This is a genomic window from Rheinheimera tangshanensis, assembly GCF_014645135.1.
In the GTDB taxonomy this organism is placed as follows: domain Bacteria; phylum Pseudomonadota; class Gammaproteobacteria; order Enterobacterales; family Alteromonadaceae; genus Pararheinheimera; species Pararheinheimera tangshanensis.
The window spans coordinates 163888-180869 of record NZ_BMLH01000008.1; the positions used below are offsets into that span (position 1 = coordinate 163888).

Sequence of the window (16982 nt, forward strand, 5' to 3'; positions counted from 1 at the left end):
GGGGTCCGAATTTATGCGTCCAGCTTATCAAGAACTTTACGCCGCTCATTTGTTTACTCTGCAGCAACGTACTAAAGCCGTGTTGGCCCGTGAGAATCTGGATGCTTTAGTGATCCACTCAGGTCAGGCCAAGCGTCAGTTTCTCGATGACATGGATTACCCTTTTAAAGTCAATCCGCTGTTTAAAGCCTGGATCCCCGTGGTAGACAACCCGAATTGCTGGCTGATTGTCGATGGTGTGAATAAACCTAAACTGGCTTTTTATCTGCCGAAAGACTTTTGGCATAAAGTACCTGATGCTCCTGATTCATTCTGGTCTGGTTTTTTTGATATTCAGATTCTGGAAAAAGCCAATCAGGTTGAACGTATTTTGCCTTATGACAAAGGCCGCATGGCCTATCTGGGTGAACATATTGAAGTCGCAACTGCTTTAGGTTTTAGCGAAATTAACCCTGAGGGCGTGATTAGTTATCTGCATTACCATCGCGCCTACAAAACTGACTATGAGCTTGCTTGTATGCGTCAGGCGAATAGTCTTGCAGTCGCAGGGCACAATGCTGCCAAAGCCACTTTTATGGCGGGTGGTTCAGAGTTTGATATTCAGCTGGCGTATCTGGCTGCAGTGGGTCAGGGCGAAAACGAAGTACCTTATGGCAATATCATAGCACTGAATCAAAACGCGGCTATTTTGCACTACACTGCGTTAGAGCGTAAAAAGCCAGACCAATTCCACTCGTTTTTAATAGATGCTGGTGCCAGTTTCCATGGTTATGCTGCTGATATTACCCGCACTTATAGCTTTTTAGATGACGAATTCGCAGCTCTGATCAATGCGATGACGGATATTGAGCTGAAGTTAGTGGATGGCTTAAAACCTGGTATCAAATACCCGGATTTACATATCGAAGCTCATCAGCATATAGCGAAAATTCTGGCTGACTTTAACTTTGTGCAAATGTCTGCTGAAGGCATAGTTGAAAACGGTATCAGCCGTACTTTCTTCCCGCATGGTTTAGGCCATCACTTAGGGTTGCAGGTGCATGATGTCGGTGGTTTTATGGCGGATGAACGCGGCACCCATGTCGCAGCGCCAGCCGATCATCCATTCCTGCGCACGACGCGTCTGGTAGAAGCCAATATGGTCTTTACCATAGAACCTGGGTTGTATTTTATTGACTCCTTATTGGCGGATTTAAAAGCGACTGCCTATGGTAAAGCGGTGAACTGGGATAAAGTTGCTGAATTTCGTAAGTACGGCGGTATCCGCATTGAAGATAACGTCATAGTGCACAAAGACCGCAATGAAAATATGACCCGAGAGCTGAAACTGGCTTAAGGTGTTTTGATGTCCGGTTGTTGGGTATTGGCTAAAACGGCTTTGTTTGAACAAGAAATCAAACGCAGCCGTTTTTTATGTACTTTATGGCCTATTCAGAGTCTGGCTGAAGGCCAGCAGATTATTCGCCAGCAAAAACAACAACATCCACAAGCAGCTCATGTCTGCAGTGCTATGCTGTTGCCAGCCAGAGCAACGGGGCAGCCACAAGCCTTCAGTGATGATGGGGAGCCTTCAGGTACCGCTGGCAAACCTATGTTGGCGGTGTTGCAAGGTTCTGGCATGGTAGGGCTTTGTGCTACTGTGGTGCGCTATTATGGTGGCATTCAGCTAGGCACTGGCGGATTGGTTCGCGCTTATAGTGATGCGGTACGGCAAGCGCTAACGCTGGCAGAGCGCGAATTTATACCCATACGGCAGCGGGCCAGTTTGTCTGTGCCTTATGCAGTTTTTGAAGCCATACAACGTCAATGGCAACATCGCTGGCTGATAGACCAGCAAGAGTTTGAGCAGCAAGTGCGGTTAATTGTACGTATAGCTCAAAGCGACCAACAGGAATTTGAACAGCAGTTTATGCAGACCATACTCAGACTAAAAGAACCTCAAGCCACCTTGATTTGGCATAACCCGTCAGAGCAGGACTCCTGATGCAATACCGTTCCATTATACGGATTTTAGGTCTGCTGATCGCAATCTTCAGTATCACCATGGTTCCTCCGGCTTTTATTGCCTATTGGTATCAGGACGGTGCTGGTGTGCCTTTTATCTTGTCCTTTTTCCTGTCCTTATTGATTGGGTTTGTTGTCTGGTACCCGAATCGTTATGAAAAGTCTGAACTCAAAGTGCGGGAAGGCTTTTTAATTGTCGTATTGTTCTGGACTGTATTAGGTGCCGTAGGGGCTCTACCATTCTGGCTGGCGGAACAACCTGACATGAATCTGGCCGCCAGCATGTTTGAGTCTTTTTCCGGCTTAACCACCACTGGGGCTACAGTACTGACTGGGTTAGAAAGTTTACCCAAAGCTATTTTGTATTATCGCCAGCAGATGCAATGGTTTGGTGGCATGGGGATCATAGTTCTGGCTGTTGCCATATTGCCGATGTTAGGGGTAGGGGGCATGCAGTTGTACCGGGCTGAAACTCCAGGCCCAGTCAAAGATAACAAAATGACCCCCCGTATTGCAGATACCGCTAAGCATCTGTGGTTTATTTATCTCGGTATCACAGTTGCTTGTGCTTTTGCTTTTTATGTTGCAGGTATGAGTGCGTTTGACGCCATTTGCCATGCATTTTCCACTGTGGCCATTGGTGGTTTTTCAACCTATGACGCAAGCATTGGTTATTTTAACAGCGTCAGTATCAATATGATTTGTGCAGTGTTTTTGCTGATCAGCTCAGTCAATTTCCCGCTGCATTTTGCAGCTATACGCGGTAAAAATATTAAAACTTACTGGCGTGATCCTGAGCTAAAAGCTTTTATCACTATTCAACTGGCATTGATGCTGATTTGTTTTCTGGTGCTGGTCGAAGAACAAATTTATCCGGATTGGTTCAGTGCGCTCAATCATGGCTTGTTTCAGGCTGTGTCTATGTCGACGACTGCGGGTTTTTCTACTGCAAGTTTTTCCAGCTGGCCGCTGTTTTTGCCAATACTGTTAATCTTCGCCAGTTTTATTGGCGGTTGTGCTGGTTCTACTGCCGGTGGTTTAAAGGTAGTCCGGGTATTGCTGCTATTTTTGCAAGGTAAAAGAGAGCTGAACCGTTTAGTGCATCCTCGTGCTGTGTACTCGATCAAGCTGGGCCGACGGCCTGTACCGGACCGGATAGTTGAAGCGGTTTGGGGCTTTTTTGCTGCTTATGCTTTTGTATTTGTGGTGATTATGTTGTCACTGCTGTTAGTAGGTATGGACAATATCAGCGCCTTTACCGCCACAGCGGCCTGTTTAAATAACTTAGGCCCGGGTTTAGGGGAGGTTGCTGCCAACTTTGCGTCAGTGCCTGATGCTGGCAAGTGGATTTTGGTGGTGGCCATGATCTTTGGTCGCCTGGAGATATTCACTTTACTCGTACTTTTTACCGCAGCCTTTTGGAAAGATTAGATCTTTGTGGTTTTATACGGGCGCGGATAAACCTCGCCCATAGTCGAAACATCAAATAAATATCGCACTGACCTGAAATAAGCGTTCTACTTCTGTGATGTATTTCTTATCCACTAAAAACAAAATCACATGGTCATCGGTTTCAATCACCAAACTATCGTGGGCTATTAACACTTCCTCGCCACGCACTATGGCGCCTATAGTCGCACCAGGCGGTAGTTTAATCTGCCCTATGGCCTGACCTACTACTTTGGATGTCGACTTATCGCCATGAGCCACAGCTTCAATAGCTTCAGCTGCGCCTCTGCGCAGTGAGTAAACGTTCACTATGTCGCCACGGCGGATGTGAGTCAGCAGAGCTGAAATAGTGGCCTGTTGTGGTGATACCGCTATATCGACTTCGCCACCTTGCAGTAAATCTACATAAGCGCCGCGTTTAATCAGCACCATAGTTTTTTGTGCGCCCATACGTTTGGCCAGCATGGCGGACATAATATTGGCTTCATCGTCATTGGTGACGGCTAAAAACACATCCACCTGCTCGATGTTTTCTTCTTCTAACAATTCCGGGTCTGACGCGTCACCGACATACACCACTGTATTATCCAAAGCGCTCGATAGGTATTCGGCGCGCTCTTTGCTGCGTTCTATTAGTTTGACACTGTGGTTTTTCTCTAAAGCACGGGCCAGACCATAACCGACATTACCACCACCAGCGATCATAATGCGGTGATAGCTTTTCTCCAGCTTTTGCAGCTCGCTCATCACAACGCGAATATGTTTAGTGGCGGCGACAAAAAATACTTCATCGTCCGCTTCTATTACAGTTGTGCCTAAAGGCTTAATCGCATGACCACGACGGTAGATAGCGGCAACACGGGCATCTACATGTGGCATATGCTGTTTCAAGGTGGATAAGGCATGACCGACCAATAAACCACCGTAATAGGCTTTTACTGCAACTAAACTGACCTGACCCTCGGCAAATTCCACCACCTGCAAAGCGCCAGGGTAGTCAATCAGACGTTTGATGTAGTCAGTGACCAGCGTTTCTGGCGAGATAAAGTGGTCGACTGGCATATCGTCTTTGTTAAACAACTGATCGCGGTATTTCAGATACTGATTGGTACGGATTCGGGCAATTTTAAGCGGTGTGTTAAAAATACTGTAAGCCACCTGGCAAGCGACTATATTCACTTCGTCGCTGCTGGTGACCGCAATAATCATATCGGCGTCTTCCGCACCAGCACGTTTTAGAATATCCGGGTGCGCGCTATGACCATGCACCACCTGCAAATCGTATCTGTCCTGCAGGGCGCGCAGCTTTTCAATATTGGTGTCGACGACAGTAATGTCGTTTTGTTCACCAACCAGGTTTTCCGCTAAAGTGCCACCCACCTGACCTGCACCCAGAATTATAATTTTCATAAAGCCTCTGCGTTAGCGCTGTGTCTTGCGAAGTTTGGCATAAAAGAAACCATCCATCTGCTGTTGGCCTGGCAAAATTTGCCAGTGCAAATCCGGGTGGCTGTCGGCCAGCGGGATTAATTTTGCATCCGGGTGCTCTGCTAAAAAGACCTGAATTTGTTGTAAGTTTTCTTCCGGCAACACTGAGCAGGTGGCATACAACAATTCGGCATCAGGTTTTAATAAAGGCCAGATCTTGCGCAGAATTTGTTGCTGCAACTCCACCAATGGCGCTATGTCGGTTTTCTTCCGCAACCAGCGAATATCCGGGTGACGACGAATGACGCCAGTGGCGGAGCAAGGGACGTCGAGCAGGATACGGTCAAAGGTTTGAAAACCTGCCCAGTCGTCTGGCTCTGCCGCATCAGCGGCCATCACTCGGGCATCTAAACCTAAACGGTCCAGATTGTCGTACACCCTGTCTAAACGGCGCGGATCTTTATCCAGCGCTAACACATCGGCTTCTGGTGCCAGTTCCAGAATATGGCAGGTTTTACCTCCCGGAGCGCAGCAGGCATCCAGGACAGAATCATTATTACGGGCACCCAGAAAATAAGCCGCATGCTGAGCTGCACCGTCCTGTACTGAAAACCAGCCCTCAGCATAACCCGGCAATAAAGTCACATCAGAAGCCTGTTCCAGCAGCAGAGCACAAGGTAAATAGGCAAAAGGCTGACTGGCAGCTATGCCTTGTTCCGCAAGAGCGGCCAGATAAGCTTCAGGTGTAGTACGTAACTGATTGACCCGTAGCCACAACGGCGCCTTTTGCTGATTTTCAGCCAGTATTTGTTGCCACTGCTCCGGATAAGCTTGTTGCAGCTGCTGAATGATCCAGCCCGGGTGATTGTACTGCACTGCCAAAGGGGCTTGGCTGAAATCAAAGACTTCAGGCTGACGCTGCACTGAACGTAACACGGCATTAATTAAGCCTGTCAGGCTTTGGCCTTTTAAGGCCCTGGCCGCTTCTACCGTTTCGCCTATAGCGGCATGATCAGGTACCCGCAGGAATTTCAGCTGATACAAACCAACATAAATTAAAAACTGCAAAGGGCGTAGATGTTTCACCAAGGGTTTATCCATCAGCTTCTGACAGACAGTTTCCAGTTGCGGCAAATAGCGCATCACACCAAAACAGATTTCCTGCAGCAGGGCTTTATCTAAAGGCGAGTCCAGCTCTTGCTGGGCTTTTTGCAGAACTTCGGATAAAGACTTGCCTTGATCCACCACCTGATAACAGGCTGTTGCCGCTAAGGCGCGTAAGTTTTTACTCATCAGCTTTGCCCATCAGCAGGGCTCAACATCTGGCCCGGCTGAAACCAATCGGCGCGGCCATTGAGGAAATCCACCACTTTCATGGCTTTTTTGCCGGCAGGTTGTAATTCGGTGATCACCAACACGCCATCAGAGGTTTGAATGGCGATGCCTTTTTTATCCACCCGCAGTACCTGACCCGGCTGGCCTGAGCCCAGCTCTGTTACAGCGCGCCAGATTTTTAATTGCTGAGTGCCCAGTTGCAGATAACTGACAGGCCAGGGATTAAAAGCGCGGATTTCACGCTCAAGCGCTATGGCTGGCTTGGTAAAATCGAGCAGGGCTTCTTCTTTGGATAGCTTTTCGGCGTAGCTGGCTAACTCATCCTGTTGTGGCTGAGCCTGGGCCTGCAGTGCTTGCAGATTAGCTAAAGCTTCTACCAAAGCTACAGGGCCTGTTAAAGCTAACTTATCGTATAAGCTGGTGCTGGTCTCATCAACAGCTATAGGCGTGCTGACCTTGCTTAGCATAGCGCCTGTATCCAGCCCTATATCCATTTGCATAATAGTGACACCAGATTCGGCATCGCCCGCCCAAATGGCGCGCTGAATAGGCGCAGCACCGCGCCAGCGTGGTAATAACGAGCCATGCACATTGATACAACCTAAACGTGGTGTATCCAGCACAGCCTGAGGCAAAATCAAGCCATAAGCCACCACCACCATTAAATCGGCATTTAAGGCAGCTAATTCTTGTTGAGCCGCGGCCTTTTTTAGTGATTTCGGCTGATACACCGGAATATCGTGTTGCAGTGCCAGCTGTTTCACCGGGCTTTGTTGCAACTGATGACCACGACCTGCAGGTCTGTCGGGTTGGCTGTAGACAGCAATCACCTGATGAGGAGAATCCAACAGGGCAGCGAGATGGCGGGCAGCAAAGTCTGGTGTGCCCGCAAAAATAATACGTAAAGGAGTGGTCAAAATAATTCCTGCTTGGTTAACGGGCTGCGAGGCGAGCTTCTTTTTCCAGCTTTTTCTTAATACGGTCACGTTTTAGTGGCGATAAATAGTCGATAAACAACTTACCGACTAAATGATCCAACTCATGCTGTAAACAAATAGCCAGTAAACCTTCAGCCTGAAGTTCAAACCAGTCGCCTTTTTCATTTTGCGCTTTGACTGTCACAGCTGCGGCGCGCTCTACTTTGGCGTAGCTTTGCGGCACCGACAAACAGCCTTCTTCGTATTCAGTGTCACCACTTTTGGCAATGATTTCCGGGTTAATAAAAACCATGGGTTCATCACGGTTTTCTGAGATATCGATCACGACAACACGCTTGTGCACATTGACCTGAGTCGCCGCTAAACCTATGCCATTTTCGTCATACATGGTTTCCAGCATGTCTTTTACGAGTTGTTTAATTTCGGCCGTAACTGCAGGCACTGCTTGAGCGACTGTGCGTAAGCGTTCATCTGGATAATGTAAAACTGTTAATACTGTCATGGGACCTACAAAAATCGTCTATGTTCAATGGGCTGTGCTATGGTCTAATTTTAGCCATTTATGCTCAGTATGAATAGCGTCGTATGCAAGAATTACGACAAGTACAGACGGGGATGAGGTTATGCGACAGCAGCTTCTTGCTTTTTTGGTCAGCTTTTCTGTGTTTTTCAGCACTATGCTGCTGGCTGACGAGCTGAAACTTAAGGCTGACGCCCCCAGCTTATATCTGGTGAAATCCGGCGATACCCTATGGGATATTGCTGGTTTGTATTTACAACACCCTTGGTTATGGCCGCGGTTATGGAAGTTAAATCCACAAGTCAGCAACCCTCATCTGATTTACCCAGGCGACGAACTGCATCTGCAGTTTGATGCCGACGGCCAGCCAATACTGAGCTTAAATAGTCAGAGAGAGGCCGTCAGTCGTGCGGGTACAACTCAGGTTCAAAACTATTCCACCACGTCTGCAGCTATCAAATTGACCCCTAAAGTTCGCCGGATGGCAAAGGCTGATAAAGCCATACCAGCAGTGGCGCTTGCTGCCATAGACCCCTTTTTGTCGGAAGAGCACTTGTTAGCTGCAGAGCAGTTGGAAAGCCTGCCTTATGTGCTGGGTGGCAAGGAGAACGTAAAAAATGCGGTATCCGGTCATCTGCTGTATGTACAGGGCGAGCTGGATCAAACTCTGCGTTATGGCATTTACCGCCAGGGTGAGGTGTACGAAGACCCACAAAGCGGCGATATATTAGGTTACGAAGCGGTATTAATGGCAGAAGCTAAAGTCTTGCCGCCCGCTATGGTGGGCGAGCAGCACATCAGTCGGATTGAAGTGCAAAAATCCAGACGAGAGGTAAAACAGGGGGACCGGTTAATACCTTTGCCGTCGCAGTCGGTGTATCCAGACTTTTTTCAGCTGCAATCGCCAGACACTGTCGTTTCCGGTGTGATAGTCGATAGTGCATCCGAATGGCGCGAGTTTGCTAAAGGCGAAATTGTGCTGTTGAATCAAGGCCAGAATGCTCAATTACAACCTGGCCATCTGCTCGGGATCTTCCGTCCGTCGCCCGCAGTTGTTGATTTTGGCGATAAACCTTCGTATCCGGAAGACAGCGACAAGCTGCAGCGTATTTTGCATGAAGTGGCAGGTTCTGCCGATGAAATGCCGACTGAATTAGTGGGCCAGCTGATGATTGTGAAAGTCAGTGAACACAGCAGTTTTGCGATGATTTTGCGCACAGAGCAACCGGTGCGGGTCGGGGATTTGATAGGTAATCTCTGAGGTTCTGATAAAGGAGAGGAAGATGGATGACCTCGAGCATTGGATCCGTTTAGCTGCTATTCCGTCTATGGACAGGCTAAAACATCAGCAGTGGTCGACACTGGTCTCGGCCGATGATTTTCATCAGCTGGACGATCACCAACTGCAGCAACTGGGTTTTACTTCAGGCCAAATCCAATGTCACAGAGCTATTACGCCACGGCGTATTGAACATTGTATGGAATGGCTGCAAGCCAGTCCCGATCACCATTTTATCCGTTACACAGATCCGCTTTATCCCGAATTACTCTGTCAGATTAAACAACCACCTTTTGCCTTGTTTATCAAAGGCGATCTGGCTTTATTAAACGAAGCGCAGATAGCGATAGTGGGTAGTCGTCAGCCCACTGCTACAGGTAAACAAGTAGCCTTTAACTTTGCTGCCGATTTATGTCGTTTAGGTTTAACTGTCACCAGCGGTATGGCCAAAGGCATAGACGGGTGCAGTCATAGAGGCGCTTTGTCAGTACAGGGTAATACCATAGCTGTGCTTGGTCATGGTTTTGATACGGTTTATCCGGCGCAGCATAAAGAGCTGGCAACAGACATTGCCACCAGCGGCGCTTTGGTCTCGGAGTTTCTACCTGATGTGCCGCCGAAAGGGGAGCATTTCCCGCTGCGCAACCGTATTGTAGTAGGGTTAAGTTTAGGAACTTTGGTGGTAGAGGCTGCGCTTAAAAGCGGTTCTCTGATCAGCGCTGGTTATGCCGCGGAGTATAGTCGGGAGCTTTTTGTGATCCCCGGTTCTATCTACAATCCACAGGCTGCGGGCTGTCATCAGTTAATTCAGCAAGGTGCTAAATTAACCACTTGCGTGGCCGATATCATAGAAGAATGGAGCTTTTTGCAAAATAACGGTCTAAGTACTGTAAAGGGCAAAGAAAAAAATTTACAAACAGGCTTGTTTGACGACGGCTTGTTGGCTAACGTAGGTGATGAGGCCACGGCGATTGATGTCATAGCAGATCGCAGTGGTTTATCTGTAGCGCAAGTCTCAATTGAATTGCTTCAACTGGAATTGGCCGGTGAAGTGGCAGCAGTACCTGGTGGTTACATCAGAGTGAGGAGGGCCTGACTATGTTTGATATCCTCATATATTTGTTTGAAAACTACATCCACAACGAGTCAGAAATTTATGTGAATCATGCCGATCTGCAGCGTGAGCTCAGCAAAGCTGGTTTCCATGATGATGATATTTTTAAGGCCCTGCGCTGGCTGGATTCTTTATCTGCCTTGCAGGAAAGTCATGTTAAGCCCTATTTAACCAAAGTGAATTCGACTGCAGTACGTATTTATACTGCAGAAGAGCAACGTAAGCTGGAGACTGAGTGTCAGGGTTTCCTGCTGTTTCTGGAACAAATCAACGTGCTGGATGCGCCCACCCGCGAGATGGTATTGGACAGAGTGATGGACCTGGATCAGAGTTCTGTCAGTCTGGACGATTTAAAATGGGTGGTGTTGATGGTGCTGTTTAATGTGCCTGGTCGTGAAAATGCTTATGCCCAGATGGAAGACCTTATTTTTGATGAACCTACAGGGCCGCTGCATTAAGCGGCCTTTTTCTACCCTTCGTACTTGAAGCCGCAGCTGCGTTAACTTCACTCTTTCACCCCAATCACATAGGACACTATGCTCATGGGGACTCTTTCGTTTGTCGCCTTGCTGCAACTCCAATTACTTTGGGTATATAATCTGTGCTGTTTTCTTCTATGGCCTTTGTATGTTCCAGTCTGACAATACACTTTTTCAACACGAAAAAACCGCAGAGCCTTGTCCTTTGTGTGGCCATGCTTTGCAGATTAAAACTGGCAAAAATGGGCCTTTTTTAGGCTGTAGTAATTATCCGGTCTGTAATTACCTGAAAGCGCTGCATCCACATGAAAATACAGTGGTTAAAGTGTTAGAAGATCAACTTTGTCCGGAATGTGGAAACGAACTGGCCGTAAAAAATGGCCGCTACGGTATGTTTATTGGCTGCAGCAACTATCCGCATTGTCATTTTATTGTGCATGCCGATGAACCCGAACCCAGTGATGTGCCTTGTCCTGAATGCAAAAAAGGTCAGTTGCTGGAGCGGACCAGTAAATACGGCAAAGCCTTTTATGGCTGCAGCAGATATCCTGACTGCAAATGCCTGCTAAATTTTAAGCCTGTCGAAGGGCAGTGTCAGTTCTGCAACTATCCACTTTTAATGGAAAAACCTTCGGCTTCTGGTGTGAAACTACTCTGCGCCAGTAAGAAATGTCAGAAAGTGCAGGGCACTTAAAGCTGGCAAAGGCTGGCCGCAAATAGAAAAGGCCCTTTCGGGCCTTTTTGCTAACGGCAGATTTATTATTGCAGTTGTTTTAGACGCGCAGCTACCAAGTCCAGTTCAGGGAATTCCTGCTCTGGTAAATGTTGACGTAACAGATCAAAACGTTGTGCCAGTTCGCTGGTGCTGGCGGCACTTAGATTGATATGGCCCATTTTGCGGCCTGGTCTTTTGCCTTTGCCGTACCAGTGCAAATGGCAGCTTGGTAAGCTTAATACGGCAGGGCTGACATGATCTTCACCCAGAATATTCACCATCAAAGTTGGACGCACTAAAGCTGTGCTGCCCAAAGGTAAACCACAAACTGCCCGTAAATGGTTTTCAAACTGGCAGGTGTCTGCACCTTGTTGGGTCCAGTGTCCTGAGTTATGCACCCGCGGCGCTATCTCGTTGACCAGCAATGTGTCGCCGACCTGAAAAAACTCCAGCGCCAACACACCGACATAATCCAAAGCTGTAGCTACAGCTTCAAACATCTGTTTGGCTTGTTGTTGCAATTCCTGCTGACCAGGTAAGGCAAGAGATACTGCCAGCACACCCGCGACATGATGATTTTCCGTCAGAGGGTAGACCACCATATCGCCCGCCTGGTTGCGGGCTCCGACTAAACTGACTTCACGGTCAAAGCGGACAAACTGTTCAGCTACTATGGCTTGAGGTAACGTGTGATCCGCGCCTGCCATAAACTGCTGGATATCAGCCCACACCGCTTGCGCATCAGCCTGAGTTTTTAAACGCCATTGGCCTTTGCCATCATAACCTGCCAAAGCACTTTTCAGCACCAGTGGCAAACCCAGCTGTTCAATGGCCTGATAAAAATCCTGTTCAGTCACGACAATTTTGTAGGCTGCGTTGGTCACACCCGCTTTATCCAGCAATTGTTTTTCCTGACGGCGATCGCCACCTGCTTTTATCGCTGTGCTGTTGGGTAAAAACTTACCGCTTTGCTGACACAGCTCCTGCACCGGATAAGGAATATGCTCAAACTCAGAGGTGATCACATCGGCATTGGCAATAGCTTGTGCCAGACCTGTGCCCAGTTGCAGCTGAGTGACTGGGTCAACAATAGTGTCGCTGTTTACATCATAAGCAGAGACTTTTAAATTCAGTGGAGTACCTGCCAGACTCATCATACGAGCCAGTTGGCCAGCACCTAAAACCAGAACCTTCATCACTTATTCCTCGGCTGGATTCGGATGAGCCAATACAGAGTCGGTTTGTTCTTTACGGAAGGCATCAATTTTGCTCATCAGCTCTGCATCAGAGGTCGCCAGAATTTGTGCTGCCAATAAGCCAGCATTGGCTGCACCTGCATCACCAATAGCCAGGGTACCCACTGCCACACCTTTTGGCATTTGTACTATAGATAACAAGGAATCCAGGCCTTTTAAGGCTTTCGACTGCACTGGCACACCTAAGACTGGCAGGCTGGTAAAAGCTGCTGCCATACCAGGTAAATGCGCTGCACCACCTGCACCGGCAATAATGACTTTTAAACCACGGCTAGCTGCATTAGTGGCGTAATCCGCTAAAAGCTGAGGAGTTCTGTGAGCTGAAACAACGGTAGTTTCATAGGCAATTTGAAAACGATCTAACATATCGGCCGCGTTTTTCATCGTGGGCCAATCAGATTTAGACCCCATGATAATACCTACTTTCATCGTTGTTTCCTTAAAGCTGCAAAGAACTGGCATAATAAGGCCGCTATTATATACGCAAAGTCATTGAAGCTGTAGCTTCAGGGAAGACTCTGGCCTTGACCGGCCCCATTTTTGACGAAAAACCTCAGATACAGGACTCAGAAAAGTGACAGATCTCACATCTGCCGTTAACGCCCTGCGACAAGGTCAGGTGATTGCCTACCCAACCGAAGCTGTGTTTGGTGTCGGTTGCGACCCGGATAATAGTTTGGCCATCGAAAGCTTGTTGCAGGTCAAACAAAGGCCAAAATCCAAGGGCTTAATCTTAATAGCTGCAGACTTTTCCCAGTTGATTCCTTATATTGCAGCCGACAAGCTAAGTATGGAACAAACTCAGCTGATGCTGGATTCATGGCGCGACAGTGCAGGCGTGAAAGATAAAGCTGCTGTGACCTGGGTAGTGCCTGCTTCGAATCTTTGCAGTGATTGGCTAACAGGGCAGTTTGATAGCATTGCGATTCGGGTTTGTGATCACCCTATTGTTCAGCAGTTATGTCTGGCTTTTGGTAAACCTATCACGTCCACCAGTGCAAATTTATCAGGCCTGGAACCTTGTCGCAGCACCGCCGAAGTTCAGCAGCAACTGGCGGATAAAGTCGCTGTAATAGTAGATGCTGCAACAGGTGGACGAGCTGTGCCGTCAGAAATACGAGATATCACTACAGGTCATATTTACCGCGCGGGTTGATAGCCGGCTGCGAATCAAGAGATAAGCAAATGCAAAACGTCGATAAACATCAGGTAAAAGCGTTTTTAATGGCACTGCAGGACAGTATTTGCGCTGAACTTGCCGCTGCTGATGGCGCAGCAAGTTTCGCAGAAGAAAGCTGGGACAGAGCCGAAGGTGGTGGTGGACGCAGCCGAGTGCTGACTCAGGGTGCTGTGTTTGAGCAGGCTGGTGTGAATTTCTCTCATGTGTTTGGCGACAAGATGCCAGCCTCAGCCACTGCGCATCGGCCTGAACTGGCTGGACGTAAGTTTGAAGCTATGGGCGTGTCTTTAGTGATCCACCCGCTAAATCCTCATATCCCAACCAGTCACGCCAATGTGCGGTTTTTTATCGCCGAAAAAGAAGGTGAAGCGCCGGTCTGGTGGTTTGGTGGTGGTTTTGATTTAACTCCTTTTTATCCGGTTGAAGCCGATGTAGTGCATTGGCATCAGGTGGCCAAAGACTGTTGTGATAAGTTTGACGCCACTTATTACCCTAAATACAAAAAATGGTGTGACGAATACTTCTACTTAAAGCACCGCAATGAAACCCGTGGTGTAGGTGGTTTGTTTTTTGATGATTTAAACGAGCCTGGTTTTGAGCAAAGTTTTGCTTTTATGTCTGCAGTGGGAGAAGCCTTTACTATGGCTTATCTGCCCATAGTGGAGCGTAATAAAAACAAAGCTTATTCGGAAGCACAGCGCCAGTTCCAGCTGTATCGCCGTGGCCGTTATGTCGAATTTAATCTGGTGTTTGACCGTGGCACTTTGTTTGGTCTGCAAAGTGGCGGTCGCACCGAATCTATTTTGATGTCGATGCCACCTTTAGTGCGCTGGCAATATGGTTATCAGCCGGAAGCCGGTAGTGCAGAAGCGAAATTATACGAGCGTTACCTGCAGCCTCAGGATTGGTTGGGTCTTGGTCATTAACCAGAGGCGCTGCATTGCGCCTCTTGATGTTTATCTGTTGATCATATGGCTGGCCAGTTGCGCCAGCGAATGACTTAAGCCTTGGCGCAACAACTTGTCTTCTACCACTTCAGCCAAAGCTTTATCCATACAAAACATCCATTGATCGCGCATCTGCTGATCCACAGCAAAAGGCATATGGCGCATTCGCAAACGTGGATGACCGTATTTTTCTTCAAACAAAGCAGGGCCACCCAACCAGCCAGATAAAAACTCAAAAAACTTTTGCCTTATCGTATCCAGAGGCAGAGGATGAATAGCATACAATTCGGCTGCTTCTGGTGCTGTCGACATAATGTCGTAGAATCTGTTGGCCAGACGCCGTGTTGCTGCTTCGCCACCAATCAGCTCGTAAGGCGTGGTCGCCGGAGTTGGATGTGGCTTGCTATTTGGCTGGCTTTTATTAAAAATCGCGTCAAACAACTTTTTCATGGTGAACCTGTGGACCGTTACGCTGTATTTGGAAATCCTGTTGGGCACTCAAAATCGCCGCTGATCCATAGCTGGTTTGCCAAACAAACCGCACAAGCTTTGAGTTACGAAGCCATTTTAGCACCGGTCGACGGCTTTGCCGACAGCTGGTTTAGCTTTGTCGCTGCGGGTGGCAGGGGTGGCAATGTCACAGTGCCCTTTAAAGAGCAGGCCTATCAGTTGGCAGAACAACTCAGTGAACGTGCTTTGCAGGCTGGTGCGGTCAACACTCTATATATAGATAAATCCGGTGTGCTTTGTGGTGATAACACCGATGGTTTAGGTTTAGTGGCTGATTTAACCCGGCTGGGAGCACAGCTTCAGGATGCTTCCATATTGGTATTAGGTGCTGGTGGAGCTTGTCGTGGTGTAGTCGGGCCTTTATTGGTTGCTGGTGTAAAGCACATCCATATAGCCAACAGAACTGCAGCTAAAGCTGAAGCCATAGCCGCGCTGTTTGATGGCAGAGTCACAGCATCAGGTTATGAGCAAGTTCCTGCTGAAAAATGGAGCCTGGTGATCAATGCCACTTCAAGCGGGCTTGACCAGCAAAGACCGCCGTTAGCAGAACAACATCTTAAGCACTGCACCTTGGCCTACGATATGTTGTATGGCAAAGAGCCGACCGCTTTTCTGATCTGGTGTCAGCAACAAGGTGTGCCTCAGTGCGCTGATGGTCTAGGTATGTTAGTCAGTCAGGCCGCTGAAAGTTTTGCGATATGGCGGGGTGTTAAACCTGATGTCACTCCGGTACTGCACCAACTGACGGCTATGGTGAAAGCATGAACCAGCAGTTGATCTTTAATCATGACTTCAATTTTGATGAAAACACAGATTCAGTCAGCTGTAGTTGTTTAGCTGCAGGCATGCGGTTACGTATCTATATAAAGAAGCCACAAGGCTGGGATAACCAAAGCTGGCTTGAGCAAATAAAAGAAGACTGCTTTTATTGGGAAGAACAAATAGAAGAAGCGGCCAAAGCAGACCGCTTTAATGAGGATGGTGTATTGTACCTGGATGGCTCAGCTTAACGGCTCGGCCAGATACTCATCTTTTAATACCACATAGTTAATAGCAGACTGAGTCAGAAAACTACGTTCTGCTTCATTCAGCGGCCTGGCTTGTTTCACCGGGCTGCCTACATAGAGATAACCAGACTCTAATCTTTTGCCAGGTGGTACCAAACTACCAGCACCAATAATGACATCGTCTTCTACTATCACGTCGTCCATTACTATAGCGCCCATACCTACCAGAATACGGTTTCCCAACTGGCAGCCGTGCAACATCACTTTATGTCCGACTGTGACATCGTCTCCTATAAGAAGAGGAGAACCGCCCGGGTTCTTTGTGGTTGGTCGCGATACATGCAGTACAGAACCATCCTGCACATTAGTACGTTCACCAATACGGATAATGTTCACATCACCCCGTGCTGCTACTAAGGGCCAGATACTGCTATGAAGGCCAATTTGAATATCGCCAACTAAAACAGACGATGGATGCACATAAACCCCGTCAGCAAGCTGTGGAGTTTTACCTTTATATGAAGTTAATGACATAAGAATTTCCTCTGCTGCTGCAGGAGTATGCGACAAATGTTGAAAAAAAGCACGGTTCGATTGAATTTCAGGCTGTCGCACTCAAAAGTACAAGTTTTCTTAAAAAGAGTATTGCACGCAGCCAAAAACTCCCTATAATGCGCGCCATGCCAACGGGGTGATGCGAAAGCAGCTCTGGGGTGGTTTTGAAATGAAGTGAAAAATGATGCAAAACATCGCTTGACACGAGATTGAAAATCACTAAAATGGCCGCCTCGCAACGCGGTGGAGTCGAAAGGTTCAAAAGT

General features: G+C 47.9%; 20 protein-coding genes. 11 read left to right on the plus strand and 9 right to left on the minus strand.

Annotation, left to right across the window (positions count from 1 at the left end; translation table 11 throughout):
- The first annotated feature begins 13 nt into the window (after positions 1–13).
- The 3 genes from pepQ to IEW88_RS14780 are packed head-to-tail and all read left to right on the plus strand — an operon-like array spanning position 14 to position 3435.
- Positions 14–1336, plus strand: coding sequence for a Xaa-Pro dipeptidase (gene pepQ / locus IEW88_RS14770; protein WP_147904504.1), 1323 nt, complete (start codon positions 14–16; stop codon positions 1334–1336).
- A gap of 9 nt (positions 1337–1345) precedes the next feature.
- Positions 1346–1984: an IMPACT family protein gene (locus IEW88_RS14775; RefSeq protein WP_053423982.1), complete on the plus strand. Its 639-nt coding sequence runs from the start codon at positions 1346–1348 to the stop codon at positions 1982–1984.
- Positions 1984–3435, plus strand: a complete 1452-nt coding sequence (locus IEW88_RS14780; RefSeq protein WP_053423983.1) for a TrkH family potassium uptake protein — start codon at positions 1984–1986, stop codon at positions 3433–3435. The genes IEW88_RS14775 and IEW88_RS14780 overlap by 1 nt, the downstream gene beginning before the upstream one ends.
- A 51-nt stretch (positions 3436–3486) precedes the next feature.
- On the opposite strand, the gene trkA is transcribed toward IEW88_RS14780, so the two are convergent.
- Genes trkA through def form a run of 4 tightly spaced genes read right to left on the minus strand, consistent with a single transcriptional unit; the run spans position 3487 to position 7656 of the window.
- A complete protein-coding gene (trkA, locus tag IEW88_RS14785) occupies positions 3487–4863 on the minus strand; it encodes a Trk system potassium transporter TrkA (RefSeq protein ID WP_053423984.1) in 1377 nt (458 codons plus the stop codon).
- 12 nt (positions 4864–4875) lie between these two features.
- A complete protein-coding gene (gene rsmB, locus IEW88_RS14790; protein WP_147904503.1) occupies positions 4876–6174 on the minus strand; it encodes a 16S rRNA (cytosine(967)-C(5))-methyltransferase RsmB in 1299 nt (432 codons plus the stop codon).
- Positions 6174–7133, minus strand: coding sequence for a methionyl-tRNA formyltransferase (gene fmt / locus IEW88_RS14795; protein WP_147904502.1), 960 nt, complete (start codon positions 7131–7133; stop codon positions 6174–6176). Before fmt ends, rsmB begins: the two co-directional genes overlap by 1 nt.
- Positions 7134–7149: 16 nt before the next feature.
- On the minus strand, positions 7150–7656 hold the full coding sequence (gene def, locus IEW88_RS14800; RefSeq protein ID WP_053423987.1) for a peptide deformylase: 507 nt from the start codon (positions 7654–7656) through the stop codon (positions 7150–7152).
- A 121-nt stretch (positions 7657–7777) separates the two neighbouring features.
- Here def and IEW88_RS14805 point away from each other — a divergent pair, with 121 nt between their 5' ends.
- The 4 genes from IEW88_RS14805 to IEW88_RS14820 all read left to right on the plus strand — a co-directional run bounded on the left by IEW88_RS14805 (position 7778) and on the right by IEW88_RS14820 (position 11240).
- Positions 7778–8935 carry a LysM peptidoglycan-binding domain-containing protein gene (locus tag IEW88_RS14805; protein WP_147904501.1) on the plus strand — a complete coding sequence of 386 codons (1158 nt, stop codon included), beginning with the start codon at positions 7778–7780 and terminating at the stop codon, positions 8933–8935.
- Positions 8936–8957: 22 nt separating this feature from the next.
- The gene (gene dprA / locus IEW88_RS14810) at positions 8958–10049 is read left to right on the plus strand and encodes a DNA-processing protein DprA (protein WP_147904500.1); all 1092 of its coding nucleotides are present in this window, start codon (positions 8958–8960) and stop codon (positions 10047–10049) included.
- Between the two features lie 2 nt (positions 10050–10051).
- Positions 10052–10525 carry a DUF494 family protein gene (locus IEW88_RS14815; RefSeq protein ID WP_053423990.1) on the plus strand — a complete coding sequence of 158 codons (474 nt, stop codon included), beginning with the start codon at positions 10052–10054 and terminating at the stop codon, positions 10523–10525.
- Between the two features lie 169 nt (positions 10526–10694).
- A complete protein-coding gene (locus IEW88_RS14820) occupies positions 10695–11240 on the plus strand; it encodes a DNA topoisomerase family protein (RefSeq protein WP_147904499.1) in 546 nt (181 codons plus the stop codon).
- A 65-nt stretch (positions 11241–11305) separates the two neighbouring features.
- Here the strand turns inward: IEW88_RS14820 and IEW88_RS14825 are convergent, their stop codons facing one another.
- Together IEW88_RS14825 and purE are read right to left on the minus strand one after the other, a co-directional pair.
- The gene (locus IEW88_RS14825) at positions 11306–12457 is read right to left on the minus strand and encodes a 5-(carboxyamino)imidazole ribonucleotide synthase (protein WP_147904498.1); all 1152 of its coding nucleotides are present in this window, start codon (positions 12455–12457) and stop codon (positions 11306–11308) included.
- 3 nt (positions 12458–12460) lie between these two features.
- A complete protein-coding gene (gene purE / locus IEW88_RS14830) occupies positions 12461–12946 on the minus strand; it encodes a 5-(carboxyamino)imidazole ribonucleotide mutase (RefSeq protein WP_127019041.1) in 486 nt (161 codons plus the stop codon).
- A gap of 145 nt (positions 12947–13091) precedes the next feature.
- On the opposite strand from purE, the gene tsaC reads away from it, so the two are divergent.
- Positions 13092–13673, plus strand: a complete 582-nt coding sequence (gene tsaC, locus IEW88_RS14835) for an L-threonylcarbamoyladenylate synthase type 1 TsaC (RefSeq protein ID WP_147904497.1) — start codon at positions 13092–13094, stop codon at positions 13671–13673.
- 29 nt (positions 13674–13702) lie between these two features.
- A complete protein-coding gene (gene hemF / locus IEW88_RS14840) occupies positions 13703–14623 on the plus strand; it encodes an oxygen-dependent coproporphyrinogen oxidase (RefSeq protein ID WP_147904496.1) in 921 nt (306 codons plus the stop codon).
- A 30-nt stretch (positions 14624–14653) separates the two neighbouring features.
- Here hemF and IEW88_RS14845 read toward each other — a convergent pair whose 3' ends face one another.
- On the minus strand, positions 14654–15094 hold the full coding sequence (locus IEW88_RS14845) for a group II truncated hemoglobin (protein WP_147904495.1): 441 nt from the start codon (positions 15092–15094) through the stop codon (positions 14654–14656).
- 9 nt (positions 15095–15103) lie between these two features.
- Here IEW88_RS14845 and aroE point away from each other — a divergent pair, with 9 nt between their 5' ends.
- Together aroE and IEW88_RS14855 are read left to right on the plus strand one after the other, a co-directional pair.
- Positions 15104–15919: a shikimate dehydrogenase gene (gene aroE, locus IEW88_RS14850; RefSeq protein WP_147904494.1), complete on the plus strand. Its 816-nt coding sequence runs from the start codon at positions 15104–15106 to the stop codon at positions 15917–15919.
- Positions 15916–16164: a DUF1488 domain-containing protein gene (locus IEW88_RS14855; protein ID WP_147904493.1), complete on the plus strand. Its 249-nt coding sequence runs from the start codon at positions 15916–15918 to the stop codon at positions 16162–16164. Before aroE ends, IEW88_RS14855 begins: the two co-directional genes overlap by 4 nt.
- On the opposite strand, the gene IEW88_RS14860 is transcribed toward IEW88_RS14855, so the two are convergent.
- Both IEW88_RS14860 and IEW88_RS18705 read right to left on the minus strand, forming a co-directional pair.
- Positions 16156–16695 carry a gamma carbonic anhydrase family protein gene (locus IEW88_RS14860; protein ID WP_127685366.1) on the minus strand — a complete coding sequence of 180 codons (540 nt, stop codon included), beginning with the start codon at positions 16693–16695 and terminating at the stop codon, positions 16156–16158. The genes IEW88_RS14855 and IEW88_RS14860 overlap by 9 nt on opposite strands.
- Positions 16696–16762: 67 nt before the next feature.
- On the minus strand, positions 16763–16982 hold a 220-nt coding region (locus IEW88_RS18705; protein WP_229670518.1), incomplete at its 5' end, for a hypothetical protein.